This is a genomic window from Anaerocolumna xylanovorans DSM 12503 (assembly GCF_900143645.1).
Lineage (GTDB): Bacteria > Bacillota > Clostridia > Lachnospirales > Lachnospiraceae > Anaerocolumna > Anaerocolumna xylanovorans.
On the sequence record NZ_FRFD01000007.1, the window covers coordinates 197780 to 213773 of the forward strand.

The 15994-nt window shown below is 41.9% G+C and carries 14 protein-coding genes; 3 read left to right on the forward strand and 11 right to left on the reverse strand.

Going from position 1 to position 15994, the window contains the following annotated elements:
- Nucleotides 1–9: 9 nt before the first annotated feature.
- Nucleotides 10–1212: a BaiN/RdsA family NAD(P)/FAD-dependent oxidoreductase gene (locus tag BUF11_RS13090; RefSeq protein ID WP_073589307.1), complete on the reverse strand. Its 1203-nt coding sequence runs from the start codon at nt 1210–1212 to the stop codon at nt 10–12.
- Nucleotides 1213–1541: 329 nt separating this feature from the next.
- Here BUF11_RS13090 and BUF11_RS13095 point away from each other — a divergent pair, with 329 nt between their 5' ends.
- Nucleotides 1542–2021, forward strand: a complete 480-nt coding sequence (locus BUF11_RS13095) for a flavodoxin family protein (RefSeq protein ID WP_073589308.1) — start codon at nt 1542–1544, stop codon at nt 2019–2021.
- A 153-nt stretch (nt 2022–2174) separates the two neighbouring features.
- On the opposite strand, the gene BUF11_RS13100 is transcribed toward BUF11_RS13095, so the two are convergent.
- The 5 genes from BUF11_RS13100 to BUF11_RS13120 form a co-directional block, all read right to left on the reverse strand.
- Nucleotides 2175–2537: a response regulator gene (locus tag BUF11_RS13100; protein ID WP_073589309.1), complete on the reverse strand. Its 363-nt coding sequence runs from the start codon at nt 2535–2537 to the stop codon at nt 2175–2177.
- A 51-nt stretch (nt 2538–2588) separates the two neighbouring features.
- The gene (gene leuS / locus BUF11_RS13105) at nt 2589–5000 is read right to left on the reverse strand and encodes a leucine--tRNA ligase (protein ID WP_073589310.1); all 2412 of its coding nucleotides are present in this window, start codon (nt 4998–5000) and stop codon (nt 2589–2591) included.
- A 237-nt stretch (nt 5001–5237) separates the two neighbouring features.
- Entirely contained in the window at nt 5238–6344 is a 1107-nt protein-coding gene (locus BUF11_RS13110) for a BclA C-terminal domain-containing protein (protein WP_073589311.1), read from the reverse strand.
- 12 nt (nt 6345–6356) lie between these two features.
- Complete coding sequence (locus BUF11_RS13115; RefSeq protein ID WP_073589312.1) at nt 6357–7460, reverse strand: BclA C-terminal domain-containing protein; 1104 nt, start codon at nt 7458–7460, stop codon at nt 6357–6359.
- A gap of 25 nt (nt 7461–7485) precedes the next feature.
- Complete coding sequence (locus BUF11_RS13120) at nt 7486–8580, reverse strand: glycosyltransferase family 2 protein (protein WP_084558639.1); 1095 nt, start codon at nt 8578–8580, stop codon at nt 7486–7488.
- A gap of 163 nt (nt 8581–8743) precedes the next feature.
- Here BUF11_RS13120 and BUF11_RS13125 point away from each other — a divergent pair, with 163 nt between their 5' ends.
- Entirely contained in the window at nt 8744–9853 is a 1110-nt protein-coding gene (locus BUF11_RS13125) for a tetratricopeptide repeat-containing glycosyltransferase family 2 protein (protein WP_073589314.1), read from the forward strand.
- Complete coding sequence (locus BUF11_RS24370) at nt 9853–10755, forward strand: hypothetical protein (RefSeq protein WP_073589315.1); 903 nt, start codon at nt 9853–9855, stop codon at nt 10753–10755. Before BUF11_RS13125 ends, BUF11_RS24370 begins: the two co-directional genes overlap by 1 nt.
- A gap of 30 nt (nt 10756–10785) precedes the next feature.
- On the opposite strand, the gene BUF11_RS13135 is transcribed toward BUF11_RS24370, so the two are convergent.
- From BUF11_RS13135 to BUF11_RS13155, 5 genes are all read right to left on the reverse strand, one after another.
- Complete coding sequence (locus tag BUF11_RS13135; RefSeq protein ID WP_073589316.1) at nt 10786–11502, reverse strand: BofC C-terminal domain-containing protein; 717 nt, start codon at nt 11500–11502, stop codon at nt 10786–10788.
- Between the two features lie 67 nt (nt 11503–11569).
- The gene (locus BUF11_RS13140) at nt 11570–13234 is read right to left on the reverse strand and encodes a putative polysaccharide biosynthesis protein (protein ID WP_073589317.1); all 1665 of its coding nucleotides are present in this window, start codon (nt 13232–13234) and stop codon (nt 11570–11572) included.
- Nucleotides 13235–13250: 16 nt separating this feature from the next.
- Nucleotides 13251–14339 (reverse strand): DUF3048 domain-containing protein, encoded by a 1089-nt coding sequence (locus tag BUF11_RS13145; protein ID WP_073589417.1) that lies wholly within the window; start codon nt 14337–14339, stop codon nt 13251–13253.
- A 19-nt stretch (nt 14340–14358) separates the two neighbouring features.
- Nucleotides 14359–14862 (reverse strand): rRNA maturation RNase YbeY, encoded by a 504-nt coding sequence (gene ybeY, locus BUF11_RS13150; protein WP_073589318.1) that lies wholly within the window; start codon nt 14860–14862, stop codon nt 14359–14361.
- On the reverse strand, nt 14846–15991 hold the full coding sequence (locus tag BUF11_RS13155) for an HDIG domain-containing metalloprotein (protein WP_073589319.1): 1146 nt from the start codon (nt 15989–15991) through the stop codon (nt 14846–14848). The genes ybeY and BUF11_RS13155 overlap by 17 nt, the downstream gene beginning before the upstream one ends.
- Between the last annotated feature and the right edge of the window lie 3 nt (nt 15992–15994).

A 15994-nucleotide genomic window follows, 5' to 3' on the forward strand; every position in this document is an offset into this window, starting at 1 on the left:
TCACCTTTTCTATAAATGACTGCCGGCTACGAAACCGCTGGACCATGCCCATTGCAGGTTATAGCCCCCGCAGGTACCGTCCACATCCACAACTTCTCCTGCAAAAAATAATCCTTTTACCAGCTTTGATTCCATCGTTGCCGGATTTATGAAAAGAGTATCGACCCCTCCGGCGGTAACCTGGGCCTGTTCAAAGGAATTGGGCTCGGATACCGGTATCTTCCATTCCTTTAGCCTAAGGGCCAATTGGTTTAGCTGTTCTTCCTTTAGCTGGCTTAGGGTTAAGGATACTAAAATCCCGCTTTCCTTTAAAGCTGTATAGGCAAGTTTTTTATTCAAAAGCCCTATAAAGGCCTGCTCTATTGATTCCTTTTGGTTTCTTTTAAGCCTGCTTCTAAGAATCTCCTTAATTTCTTCTTTTGAAAGAGAAGGAAAGAAGTCAAGTATCAATACGGCTTCCCTGCCTTCACTAAGGGCCTTGGCTGCATAGCGGCTTACCTGCATAACCGGAATACCGGATACCCCATAATCCGCAAAAAGTATTTCTCCCTTTTCTTTTACAAGCAGCTTCTTTCCGGAATACAGGCTTACTTCCGCCTCGGTACGTACTCCCGATAATGTCTTAAAGTATTTTTCCCTGGATTTTAGCTGGACAAGCGCCGGGAGTGGCGTAATAATCTTATGCCCCAGAGCCTTGGCAATTGCAAATCCGCTTCCATCGGAACCAAGGGCAGGATTTGCCATGCCTCCGGAAGCTAAAAGAATCCTGTCTGCCTGATATTCTTTCCTGTCCGTCAGAATCCTAAGCTTCTTATCAACTTGCTGTACATGGGTATCGCATTCTATTTTAACATTCAAACGTTCTGCTTCCATCAATAATACCTCCAGTACAGAGGAGGCCTGTCCGGAATTCGGATAAAGATATCCGTTCTTCTCATGGGGATAGATACCAATTTCCTTAAAAAATTCCACCGTTTTGTCTGTATCAAATGCTTTTAATATCTCTCCCGCAAAAGAAGGATTGTTACTTCGGTAGCATTCTTTGGTTTGTACAAGATTGGTATAATTGCATTTACCATTTCCCGTTGCAAGAATCTTCTTTCCGGGTCTGTCCTTATGTTCCAGAACCGTGACCTGCTTATTTCTCTTTGCGGCCCATATGGCGGCAAAAAGCCCGGATGCTCCGCCTCCAATAATATATATTCCGCCCATATGGTCACTCCTTCCATTTTACTTTTAAATTACGGCACTTGAGCTATATTATAGCATACTTATAAATATCTGCCCACCATTTATCATATAATCCCCATGGATATCGCAGGCTTGCCAGTAGTTTGCTTGCACTCTACACAATACTGCCCAAACAGAAAGTTTGAAAAATGTTTTATCTTTTTCAAACCAATACCCGGAGCAAACACATAAAAAGGGTTGTTCTGCCATAAATTAACATATTCTTGACAAACATGCTCTTATGACTTAAGATAACAAGTAGGCAATATTACCTAGGCCATATTCACTATATGCTTAGAAAGGAGCGAAGGATGAACACATTAGTTGTTTTCTATTCACTTGAAGGGAATACAAAAATCATTGCTGATATCCTTACAGAGGAATTGGATTCTGATTGTATAGAGTTAAAGCCAGACAAGGAAATTCCAAAAGGAGGTCTTACCAAGTTTTTCTGGGGCGGAAAAAGTGTATTATTTCATGAAAAGCCTGACCTTGTAAATGACCTGCCTGATATGGATGAATATGATACCATATTCATTGGCACTCCCATATGGGCAAGCTCCTATGCTCCCCCCATTGCCTCTTTTTTGGATAAGGTATCCATTAAGAATAAGAAACTGGCCTTTTTTGCCTGTCATGCGGGCGGCGGTGCAGATAAATGCTTTGATAAATTAAAATCAGCCTTGAGCGAAAATACAGTTATTGGAACAATAACCTTTACCGACCCTGCAAAAGAAGAAAAGGACAAAATCAAAGCTTCGGTAAAGCATTGGCTCCATGAAATCACTTGATACTCTCCTGCATTATAGAAACATAGGCTGTTTTTATAACCGGATGCACGGCGGTAAAAGCAGCCACAAACAAACTTATCATAAGGAAAAGGGCTTAAGAAAACAGTTGGAAACTGTTTCTTAAGCCCCTTTTATTTACTGTTATTCAAAGTCTTAGAGGAAGCTAAGCTTTTTGACCTGTTCCAGTACATCTCCTTCGCTGAAGGGCTTTACGATAAAGCCCTTGGCACCGGCACGAATACAGTCCATTATCACAGCTTCCTGACCCATGGCAGATACCATAATAACTTTACAATTCTTATCAATCTTCTTAATAACCTGCAGGGCTTCCAATCCATCCATCCCAGGCATGGTGACGTCCATTGTTACAAATTCAGGTTTAACCATGAGATATTTTTCCACAGCTTCTCTTCCGTTCGAAGCTTCTCCTACTACTTCATAACCGTTCTTCTTTAAGATATCTCCCAGTACTTTTCTCATAAATATGGCATCGTCAGCAATTAAAACCTTCTTCATACGGCCTCCTACAATTTCGCCCGGCACAGTAATCTCCCAGCATTTTTTAATCTAACGCACCACAATATTATAAATCTTATCTTTTACGTAGATTTCCTTTACAATGTTTTTGCCTTCAAGGAACTGCGTGATAGCATCCGTATTCATGACCTTCTCCTTAACAGTTTCCTGTTCTTCCCCTCTGTTAATCATTACGGTTGCTTTTAATTTACCATTTACCTGGACAGCGATTTCAACCTGGTTTTCGATTGTCTTATCTTCTTCCCATACAGGCCATGCTGTTTCATAAATCCTGCCCTTAAAACCTGCCAGACTCCAAAGCTCTTCTGTCATATGGGGTGCTACCGGATTTAACAGGATAAGGAAGGTTCTGTATTCCCCTTTTGTAACCTTACCCAGCTTGTTAAAATCATTAATTAATGCCATCAGAGCAGCAATAGCTGTATTGAATTTAAGTCCTTCAAAATCCAGACTGACCTTCTTTATAGTCTGGTGCATCTTGACTTCCAATTCCCTGGAGTAGCCTTCCTCCTCTGTAAGAATATCCTGAAGCTTCCACACCCTTTCAAGGAAACGGCGGCAGCCCTTTACTCCATCATTGGACCATGCGGCACTCAACTCAAAAGCTCCGATAAACATCTCATAGGTACGTAAGGTATCCGCGCCGAATTCATTTACGATATCGTCCGGATTAATTACATTTCCTCTGGACTTTGACATCTTTTCACCGTTCTCACCAAGAATCATACCATGAGAGGTCCTCTTCTTGTAGGGTTCAGGTTCACTTACATAGCCCAGATCATAGAGGAACTTATGCCAGAACCTGGAATAGAGAAGATGCAGAGTGGTGTGTTCCATTCCGCCGTTATACCAGTCTACCGGCAGCCAGTAATCCAAGGCTTCCTTTGATGCAAATGCATCCTCATTGTGAGGATCAATATAGCGCAGGAAGTACCAGGAAGAACCTGCCCATTGGGGCATGGTATCCGTCTCTCTGTGGGCATGTCCACCGCAGTGAGGGCAGGTAGTCTCAACCCAATCTGTCATTCGGGCTATCGGAGACTCTCCGTTTTCACCGGGTTCATAGCTTTCTGTCTCCGGCAAAAGCAACGGAAGCTCACTTTCAGGAATAGGAACATAACCGCATTTGTCGCAATGTACTAAGGGAATGGGTTCTCCCCAGTACCTCTGTCTTGAAAATACCCAGTCTCTAAGTTTAAAATTTACGGTCTTCTTTCCGATTCCTTTTTTCTCTACCCAGTCTGTCATACATTTTTTAGCTTCTGTCACGTAAAGTCCGTTAAGGAACTCGGAATTAATCAGCTTTCCATTATAATCGGTAAATGCCTCTTCTTCTACATTGCCGCCTTCAATTACAGGAATGATGGGGAGACCGAATTTCTTTGCGAATTCCCAGTCTCTGGTATCATGGGCAGGTACTGCCATAATAGCACCTGTTCCGTATGTCATAAGAACATAATCCGAAATCCAGACAGGAATTTCCTTGCCTGTCACAGGATTTACAGCAGCTACACCCTTAATCTCCACACCGGTTTTTTCCTTGGCAAGCTCTGCTCTTTCAAAATCAGATTTCTTCGCAGCTGCTTCTCTGTAGGCAGTTATCTCTTCCCAATTTGTTATATCATCTTTGTATTTATCCAATAAACCATGCTCCGGTGAGATTACCATATAGGTAGCACCGAAAAGAGTATCCGGTCTTGTTGTAAAGATTTTTAAGGTTTCTTCTTTGCCGCTTAATTTAAAATCAATTTCGGCTCCTTCTGAGCGTCCAATCCAGTTCTTCTGCTGATTCTTAATGCGGTCCGCATAGTCTACCAAATCAAGGTCATCTATTAAACGGTCTGCATAGGCAGTTATCTTTAACATCCACTGGCTCTTTACCTTATGGACAACTTCGCTGCCGCAGCGCTCACATACACCGTTTACTACCTCTTCATTTGCAAGCCCTACCTTACAGGAGGTACACCAGTTAATAGGCATCTCTGCCTTATAGGCAAGTCCTTTTTCAAATAATTTCAAGAAAATCCACTGTGTCCATTTATAATAGCCTGTATCTGTGGTATTAACTTCCCTATCCCAGTCAAAGGAATAACCAAGGGATTTTAGCTGTTCTTTGAAATGCTTTATATTATTATCCGTTACAATTCTCGGATGGATTTTGTTCTTTATGGCATAATTCTCCGTAGGAAGCCCAAAAGCATCCCAACCCATAGGATATAGAACATTATAACCTTCCAGCCTTCTCTTTCTTGCTATGATATCAAGAGCCGTATAAGGTCTTGGATGTCCTACATGCAGTCCTTGTCCTGATGGATAAGGAAACTCAACAAGGGCATAATACTTAGGTCTGGACTTATCAATTCCGGTTTGAAAAGCATTTTCTTCATCCCAGATGTCCTGCCACTTTTTTTCAATTTTCTTCGGTGAATATTCCTCTGTCACTCTTAATGACCTCCTAAAATGTACTATATTTTTTTCAATTATACACATAATTGTTTCTTTTCACAACACTTAAAGCCATTTTAACCTGCTTTTATCATTATAATCTTACCGTGCTCCCATAAAATATGCAACATGATTATTCATAATACCACTACAGGCACGAAAATAAAAGACACATCTTTGGTTTTATTTTCATTTTCTGAAAACCGGCCAAAAATGTGTCTTTCCAATAATACATCAGCTTAAGCGTATAATCATCAGGCTCGCACCTGCACCATTGTTAATTAAAGTAGCTGCACCTATGATAGTTGCAAACATCTGCAAGGATATTGTTGCACCTACTCCCAAATCAAGCTCAATCTCATTGTAATACTGCGAAGTTGACAGCACCGGATTGATAGTGGAAGTAATATTGGCAGAGCCATTTATTATCAGCCTGCTGCCCATTAACAGCGATAAAGTTGTATTAATATGGTAGGATATACGGTATCTTCCAAAGGTATTGACAGTAAACACCGTATTGGCACCGTTTACTGAAATATCTGCGGATAACAGCTGCGTACTCGGAAGGGCAATCAATGTTCCACCCAGCAATACAGTAATCGTAGGACCCGTTGTATTGGCAGCAAAGCCTGCTGTCACGGACGGATTCGGTCCTAAGGCTCCTGTAGCTCCTGCAGGTCCTGTATCTCCTGTGGCTCCCGTTGCTCCCGTTGCTCCGGCGGCTCCCACTGCCCCAGTGGCTCCTGTGGCTCCTGTAGCTCCCTCAGGGCCTGCCGGACCTGTGGCACCAACTGCTCCCACTGCACCTGCAGCTCCTGTGGCTCCTGTTGCTCCTGTGGCTCCCGCAGGGCCTGTGGCTCCTGTGGCTCCTGTTGCTCCCGTTAGACCTGCGGCTCCGGCCGCTCCTGTGACTCCTACAGCTCCTAAGGCTCCCGTTGCTCCCGTGGGACCATCAGGTCCGGTAGCTCCTGTGGCTCCCGTGGCTCCTGTAGCTCCTGTGGCAGGGCCTGTGGCTCCTGTTGCTCCCGTTGCTCCTGTAACTCCTGGAGTAACCGGGGCATTCATAGCAAGCATCATCTTGGAATTTAGCATAAGCTGGTTCTCAAGTGCCGTGTTTAACATCCCTTCAACACTTGAATTTACCTCTAATACCTCTTCATAGGTCGCACTTCCGCCTGAAAGTCCCGGCAGTGTTCCCAGTACAAACTGCATCTTTTCCCCTTCTGCATTGAGGATATGGCTCATTCCCAATTCCTCCAGGGCAATAGATGCTAATATCTGGTTAATAGAATCTCCTCTGGTAAGAGGCGGATCAATGATAGGATACCTTGGCAGCGACATATTTTCCCCCTCCTAACTCAATCGAACTATCATTAGGGATGCTCCTGCAGAGCCGCTTAATAAGACCGCTGTTCCCAATAATCCAAATAATTGTAATGATACTGTTGTTCCTGCCGTAACATCAAGTAAAACCTCAGCAGAGAAGCTGGATAAACTTAACAGGGGGACTACTGTGGATTGTAACAGCGCCGTGCCATTGATCAACAGCCTTGTGCCAAGTATCAATGCAGCCGTAGTGTTAACATTGTAAGACAGCCTGTAACGCCCTGTGGTATTAACGGTAAAGGTATCATTGGCTCCATTTACTGTAATATCTGGAGGCAATACCTGACTGCTTGGGAGGGGAACTAAAACTCCTGCTACCGCTACCGATATGGTAGCTCCCGTTGTATTAGCTGCAAAGCCTGCTGTACTTGTAACGTTGGTACCTGTAGGACCTGTGGGGCCTGTGGCTCCCGTGGCTCCCGTGGCTCCTGTAGCTCCTGTGGCTCCCGTGGCTCCTGCGGCTCCCGTTGGGCCTATTGGGCCTACTCCTCCGGTCGGTCCTAAGGGACCTGTGGCTCCTGTGGCTCCCGTTACTCCTGTAGCTCCAACTGCACCGACTGGACCTGTGACTCCTGCCGGGCCGACTGCTCCTGTAGGACCATCTGAACCCACAGCTCCGGTTGCTCCTGTAGCTCCTGCCGGACCCGTATCACCGGTTGGACCCGTGGGACCCGCGGCTCCTGTCGCCCCCGTTGCCCCTGTGGCTCCTGTCGGACCTGTCGGACCACCGGATGGGCCAGTGGCTCCTGTGGCTCCTGTGGGACCCGTGGGACCCTGCATTTCCGATGAAGCTAAGGCGCTTTGCATTTTATTCTTATAAAGCAGCTGATTCTGCGATATAGCGTCTATCATATTGCGGACACTATCATTTGCTGCCAGAACATCGTCTACTGTTGCTCCCGGCCCGGTTATACCGGGAAGGGTTCCTATAATATACTGAAGCTTTTCGCCTTCTGTGTTAATAATGTGGCTTAATCCCAATTCTTCCATAGCAATAGAAGATAATATCTGGTTAATTACATCTTCTCTTGTCAATGCAGGGCTAATGGAAGGAAAACTCGGCTGTGACATATAATTGCACCCCTTTGATTAAAATTTAAATCCTTAGTTCTTCCAGTCTTTTTTTCGCCTCTGTAAAACCAGGATGAATGAATAATGCCTGCTGGAAAGCTTCACGTGCATTCTCCTTTTCTCCTAACTTTAAATATGCCTCCCCCATATAATGATATGCAAGAAAGCTTCCACTGCCGCACCGGATAAGATAATCTGCATTATCCTCTCCAAGTAAAATGCAATAAGAAAACTCTCTTTTTGCTGCCTCATATCTGCCAAGCTGAAATAAGGCAATTCCTCTATAAAAATGAAGTTCAACATAATCCTTATATAGATTGACCGCTTTTTCTAAACCCTCACAAACACTTTCCATGCTTCCGTTATAAATGAGTATGTCATATTTTAGTTTATATAGAAAGGCCGGCGGCATTTTACTTTGAGATAAAAATTCCATAACTGCGTGATTAACAAGCTCCAATGCATCTTTAATATCCCCCAGCCGGTATAATTCGCAAGCTATATAGTAATCCAGCCATGGATTATCTGTTTCTGTTTCTTTTTCCTTCAGGCAGATTTGAAGATTCCTTAATGCTTTTTCTTTCATGTGTTTTGTAGTGTATCCGTAGTGAATGATTTCCACAGAACCTTTTGCATCACCTGATTCCGGTACAATGCCCGAACCTTTAAGAAGCCTCTCATGTATACGGCCTTTAAAATAGAAGCCGTTCTTTCTTCTGAAAAGTCTGTTGTGATAAGATATATAGTACTTCTTCTCTTCTTCTCTTTCTGAGTCAGTCAAATGCAAAAGTTTAACAAAAAACATATCCCTATCCTGCTCTGACAGTAATCTTTTAAAAGCATCCTTATTCCTTATTACCAGTCTTTCATCAGCATCCATCCACAGTATCCAATCACAAGAAGCCTTTTCTATACTCATATTGCGGGCCTCACTGAAATCTTCTTTCCACTCCATTTGATATATTTTGTCCGTATAACCGGAACAGATATCCACTGTACTGTCATCAGAGCCTGTATCAATAATAATAATCTCATCGGCAATATCTTTTACACTTTCTAAAGATGCCTTAATATACTCTTCTTCATTTTTCACTATCATACAAAGACTTAAAGTGGGCATAATCCATCCTTTAGACACATTGGATTTATAATATTTTATGTTCTATCCTGACAATGGTTACGATAAAATTAATATTGTAAAACTGCTTCTATGTAAGAATCACTACAAAAGTTTATTCTCATATAATATAATAATAATTATGTAATGAACCGGAGATTTATTAATGGTTACTATCAGTTTAGCCATGATTGTCAAAAATGAAGAAAATTATATAAAGAGATGCTTGAATTCTGTCTATGGAGTAGTGGACGAGATTATTATTGCAGATACCGGTTCCACCGACAAAACAAAAGACATCTGTTCCTTCTATACCGATAAAATTTATGATTTTAAATGGATAGATGACTTTTCTGCTGCCCGGAATTATTCCTATGGACTTGCAACGATGGACTACATTCTGTGGCTGGATGCAGATGATTTTCTGCTGCCCGAAGACAGAATCAAGCTTCTTAAATTGAAAGAGACTATAGACCCAAAGATTAATACTGTAATGATGAAATATAACACCGGTCTGGATTTACAGGGAAATGTGGTTTTTTCTTATTACCGTGAAAGAATGACTAAAAGAGAATGCGGCTTTCTATGGCATGAGCCTGTTCATGAGTATATGCTGACTACCGGACCTGTTTTAGAAACAGACCTCTGCATCACTCATGGGAAAATACCGGGAGAAAAATCAAGTGACAGAAATTTAAAAATCTACGAAAAAAAACTAAGAAAAAGGGAATTCCTTTCTCCCCGGGGAACCTATTATTATGCCAGGGAATTAAGGGATCATGACCGGTTTTCAGAAGCCGCGAGGCAGTTCGAGTTATTCCTGGATACGGATATGGGATGGATTGAAGATAATATCTCTGCCTGCAGTGAACTCGCCAAATGCTACCTTAAGCTGAATCAGGATAAACGCGCCCTTGCCTGCCTTTTCAGAAGTTTTGTCTACACTACTCCGAGGGCTGAAATCTGCTGTCAAATCGGCTATTATTACCAGGAAAAAAAGGATTATCAAACTGCTGCTTTCTGGTTTGAATTTATACTCTCCCTCAAAAAGCCGGTACAATGCTGGGGCTTTCTGCAGCATGACTGCTGGTCCTATATCCCACTTATTGAAAGCGCCGTCTGCTATGACCGGATGGGTGATTATAAAAAAGCACTGAAATTCAATACAAAGGCATTAAAAGTAAAGCCTGATTCCTTACAGGCAAAACAAAACCAGGTATATCTGCAAAATAAAGTGGCTTTACAGCGGAAAAGAAAAACGAAAGGAGCTCCCTAATGTCTATTCCGAATTTTCCGGATATCAGCCCGGATATTACAAGAGAAAAGGCCCTGAATATGATTCTGGCTTCTATTGCCTTAGAAGAAGTGGGACTAAGCCACATTATTAATGCAGAAGGTGAGAAAATACAATATGTCATAAACGAATTAGAAAAAAAAACCGGAAGCTGTGCTTCCGTAGAGGATATCTTATCGGTTAATAAAAGTGTTGAATCACTGATTGATACACTAATGCAGATGCAAGTCTTCCTGAAAAACAAGATGGAAAGTGTACTGGATGTCATGACCTCGGAAATCGGCCCCACTGGACCAACAGGCCCCACTGGCTGCCCGGGACCTATTGGCCCTATTGGCCCGATAGGTCCGACAGGTAAGCAGGGTCCAAGAGGACAAAGGGGGGAAAAGGGCGATACCGGTCCAATAGGTCCAGTGGGCCCCCCGGGTCCTGCCTGCCAATCCTTTGCCTGTATCTCTTCCTTTAAGGAAGCATGCATAGACTCCACCTGGAACTGCATGACTCTCTTTAAATGGAGAGTTAACTTTTCTTCCGACAACTGTTTTTGTCCCACACTTTCTCCCGACTGCAGTTACATTCTCTTGAAAGGCGGAGCTTATTATCTGATTACACTGACTCTTAATATAACCGGTCAAAATAACCAGCAGAAAAAGAATCTTGATATTTCCATAAACCTTTGTGAAAACAGTCAGACGACAGAAGTCTTTCGGATATACCGGCCGTTTACCGCCTGCGCCAGCACGCCGGTTACGGTATCCGCCGGCAATTTTCTCATTCATACCTTGGACTTTAGTGAAGAGAGCTCTCTTTCTGTCTGCCTTATATCTCCCTATTCCGTTACTACCGGGCAGGCAGAACTTACGGTTATTGAATTTCCATGCTGATATCAAAAAGTACTATACCCAGCCTGATAATCAGCTGGAGTAATTCTCCAGAATTGCATACAGCTCGTCCAGGTCCTTGACAAATATTCCTTTTTCTAACTGAAGCCTGTCCTCTAATGCCAGATTTTCAACGGATACACCTGTATAGTTATAAACCGTTTTCTGATCCCCATAGTAGGCTACAATATAACCATCCACTGCTTTAAGGAAATATTTATATTCTACCGAATCCGAATTGTAAGTTTTACGAAGCACGATATTATCTTTTGAGAAAGAAATCAGTTCAAAGGATACCAGACCCTTCTCAAATTCACTTAGCGACAAATCTGCAAGGTATTCCTTTAAGTACTGCATGACCTCTTCTCTGTTCAATCCAATAAGGTAGCTTGGTGTAGGAAGTTCCTCCTCCTTCAGGCTGCCTGTTTTCATATCATAGGTCTGGAGGGTATACTGGGTTGTAGGAAGTACCGCATTTGTAACGGCACTGGCCGCCGTGTCACCGGCCTCTGAGCCCTCTTCCTTCCCGGTGCTCCCATTATCACCTGTGGTCTTTGCCTCTGCTGCATTTGCAGTATTGTTAAGATATCCCTGTTCTTTCAGTTCCTTGATAAGGTCATTATTTCTTTCTACAGCATTTTCATTAAATTCTTTCAATGCCTGCTTATAGCTAAAATAATAGCAGGCTGTAAATATACATGCTATGGACAAAAAACCAAGAAAATAGGTTACTGCCTTTTTATATCTCACTAATATCACTCCTTTGCATTAAGTATTCACCTAAAAATAAGGTTTATACATCCGCAAAGGGAAAGAGCTATAAAAGATGAAGCTTAACTGCGATACGGGCAAGCGTGCGCCCCATAGGCATTTTAACCAATTCCGTTTCCGTAACATCCTTAAAAACAAGAAGTAATACCGCATAAACAATCATTGCAACGCAAATAGCAAACAGCGTACTTAATGCATTGCTTTTAATTGTCGTATACAGCAGCCAATAGACAAGGTAAGCAACCCCTGCCATAAAGACAGAACATCCTGCAGGTATTAAAAATGTCTTTTTGATCTCCTGCTTATAGTTTAAAAGTCTTGCCACGGAAATCCAATTTAATATACACACTATAAGAGCAAAAATCACATTGCTGACCACAAGTGCATAGGCACCAAGATTTAAAAATTTCAATAAAATATACAGTACCACAATATGTATTACCAATGCTATCACAGAATGTATTACCGGCAGATGCATCTTGTTAATTCCCTGTAATACGGCATTAGTCAAAGTAGATAAAGCATAAAATACAATTGCAACCGAACCCAGTGCCAACATTCTGGCAGGCAAAAGACTGGCATCTCCAAAGATTAACTTTAGTATCGGTGAAGCCAATACTCCTATGCCAAAGGCGCTGGGAATGGCTATAATCATATTGAATTTAATCGAATCATGTATCTTTTCCTTTACAATAAGATGAGCTCCCTCTTCTCTGGAAGTAACAATGCTTGGCACAATAGCCACCGCCATAGCAGATGCAATAGAAATCGGTACGTTCACCAGAATATTATATTTATTGGTGTAAATCCCCCAAAGAGCAGAGCGTCCGGTATCCCCAAGTCCCTTTCCGCTTAGTACATAGGAAAAAACAGAACCGTCAATTAAGGAACTGATATTATAAACGGTCTGGCTTAGAATTACGGGTAAAACAGTAAAACCAAATACCTTAAGGATTACCGGCACTGTTTCCGGAAGGGAATTTCTATCCTTCCTCATCTGCTTATCTACAACGGGCTTGTACAGTGCAAATATAAAAGCTAAAAATATCAGGGAAGCAATTGCTCCTATCAGGGTACCAAGGGTTCCCCCCGCAGCACCATAAGCTGCCATTTTATCGGAAGCGCTGTGGTTTTTCACCAGAAAATAAGCAGCAACAATACTTACCACCGCATTTACAACCTGTTCAATTATCTGGGAAATAGAAGTTGGCAGCATGGTTTTCTTTCCCTGGAAAAAACCTCTTAATACTCCCATTATTGCAAATACCAGAATTGTCGGTGCAAGTACCCTTAAAGGAATCGCTACTGCCGGCTGCTTTGAGATTATTACAGCAAAGAAATCAGCACCGAAATATAAAATCAATGCAAAGGCGGTTCCTGTAATAATTGCAAACCCAAGAGCACAAAGAAACACAAGGTAGGAATTCTTATACTGCTTTTTAGCATCCCTGGAAGCTACCAGCTTCGATACAGCCAAGGGTAGGCTGTAAGAGGACAATATCAGGGCTATATTGTAAATATTAAACGCATAGCCGTAATACCCCATCCCTTCATCACCAATCAGATAGGTTAGCGGTATTCTGTAAACTACTCCGATTATTCTGACTATTATTGATGCAATAGCCAGTATACTCCCCTGAACCAAAAAATTATTGCTCTTATTCTCGACCTTGGGCTTTACCCCCTGGTATATTCCGTTGTATGATTCCATTTCAGCCAAAAACCTTTCAATTTATTTGAATATGCTCTTCTCTATTTTCCGGAAACAGCGCAATATATGTTTTTCCCGGGTTGATGGTAAGCTCTTCCCCTGTAGAATCATAATACCTCATTTTTTTCGTATTTTCATTCTTTTTCCAGGTTATCTTTATTCTTTTACCATCTGTTATATAATACCCTTTACCTTCGGCATTTTCAATATCCATTGTCTGGTAGCCATGATTATCTTTATTCCATTCCTTCACAAGCTGGATGATAATATTCTTATATGCCAGCTGTTTTCCTGTATTCTTATCAATATGGGATTTTCCAAACTGGTATCTAAGATAAGTTTTTGTGCTCTCATCATAAGTAAAATAAGGATTGGATATACTGGAAAAGCTTAAAGACAGCTTTGATACTGCATCATTGCTGTCAGGAGTCGTATCCTCATCATAAAATTTAAAGTGTCCTTCATAATCCTTGGAATAATCGGTCTCATAACCCTTTATTTTCATTCCCTTTTCTATTCCCTCTTTCGAGGTAAAGGCGTTATGGGGTGCTTTAATGGAGTTATCCCGATAAAAAACCGTCTCACCGATGCTGCTTAACCCACTTAATGTATCAATTCCCAGCTCTTTTATTTTCTTTGTGGCATAGGTAGTCTGCCCGTAATGAACAAAGATAGCATTATATTCATCCGCAACACTTACAAAATAATGTCTGGCACTACGGGTTGAACCGATTCTTTTGTCATTTAGTTCTTCAAAAATTCCCATCAGCCTTGTGATGCCGCCCTCTGCCAATGCTTCATAAAGAATAGAGGCTTCTGTCGTTCCGCTCTGGGGTGAGGCATATTCTATGTTGTTTAACATAATAGCAAAAGGTCTTTTCATTCCAACTTCTTCCTTTACCCATTGCCCGGTAAGTAAGCTCTTTACCTGCCCTTCGTGGCTTTCCTCTGCCTTCGTGGGAGCTGCTGTGGGCGTTGTTTCTATAACGCCCGATGTAGGTTCTTCTGACGGAGTTACCTCTGCGCCGTTTTTCTTATCACCTTTACTGCATCCAATCATTAAAAGAGCAGTCAATACAACCAAAATTAATAAACGCTTTTTCATTTTCACGCCAACCTCTTTTTTATTTATTCCTTGTAATCTGAAGGCCATCAAGAATTTCCCGCTGTTTTTCTTCCATAACAGTCCTCTCTTCTTCCTCCATATGGTCATATCCAAACAGATGCAGCATACTATGGGCAACTAAAAATCCTAATTCCCTCTCTTTTGAATGACCGTATTCAATGGCTTGTCCTATAACCTTTTCCACCGAAACAATAATGTCTCCCAGCAAAAGTTCCCCTGTTTCCGGATTAAAACAGTCATCCGCCTCTTCTTCCAGGTGTGAAAAATCAGCCGGAATCCCATAATCCACCATGGGAAAAGACAGTACATCCGTAGGTGCATCTATCTGCCTGTATTCCTTATTAATTGCCTGAATTTCCTTATTATCCGTTAATATAACGTTTAACTCCACTTCATAAGGGCAGTTCTCCGTATCCAGAGCTTTTTCCACCACCTTATGTATGAGGGATTCATAATCCAGGTCTAATTTGATATCTGTTTCATATTCAAAATTCAGTGTCAAGATAGTCCTCCTCTTTGCCATAGTAATCCAAATAAAAATTCTTTAGTTTTATATACTGGGCAACTGTCAGATTAGAATCTGAAAGGCTGTCCTTTTCAAGCCGCATGGCAAAAAGATTATCAATAAATTTCAACATGAGTTTTAAGAGGTCCATGGCTTTCTTGTCCTCTTCTCTCCTATTTGCTAAAAAATATTCCTTTGCTGCAACCAGGCTTACAGTGAACATAACAACCGCGCCCTCCGGTGAAGCCGGCTTGTCCGCCTTCAGGTTATGGGATGCAATAATATTTATGATAGCCTCTGGCAAATGATACTCCTTTGCAAGGGCAATTCCTTCTGCAACATAATCTTTCCCCTTAAGCCTTCCGATTTCATGATAAAGCCCTCCGGCCCTTGCGGTATTTCTATCAAGCCCGGCAGCTATGGCAGCTCCTTCCGATATGGCAGCAATCCTGCCCGCATGCAGAAAAAGCTTTTCGGAAGCCTTTAACTCCTTATAGAGTTCAAAATCCTCCCTAAGTATACTCTCTATGGTAAGCTCATGGTCCTCTGTATCCTCTTTCGTTTCAGAAGCTGACATTCTTTTCTGAAATAAATCACCTGCAATATTACCAATCAGAATCGACACAATAACCGAACCAATAGCTATCGCCGAATGAAATCCCAAAAATCTTTCCACCGAAAAATTACTGTTTACTAAAAGTATGATAATATCTGCAGAGATTATCAAAAGAAACGAATACCAAAACAGTTTTTTTTCTTTTTTGTTCACCGGCAGCAGACTGATTAATATCCCATTTATGAGGAAAAAAAGCCCCTTTTCCCAGGTTAACCGCTCCAATGAATTTGCAAGAATATAAAATAGCAAGGTAAAGAATATACTGCTTTCTTTTTTTAAGACTACTGCAGCAAATGCCACTCCAATAAAAATAGCCGGCATAAAATCAGTTCCTGTCAATAGTATCCCAGGAAGTGACAATAATACTGTTACAAGAATAGCAGGGGAATCCTTCTTCCTGCCGTCCGTATACAATATCAGCAGTACAACTAGAAGGATCCCCAAGGTCCCTGCTTTTAAAATGTCCAATCTTGAAAAGTGCATCAAAAATGCCCCTGTCATATATTCCATCTG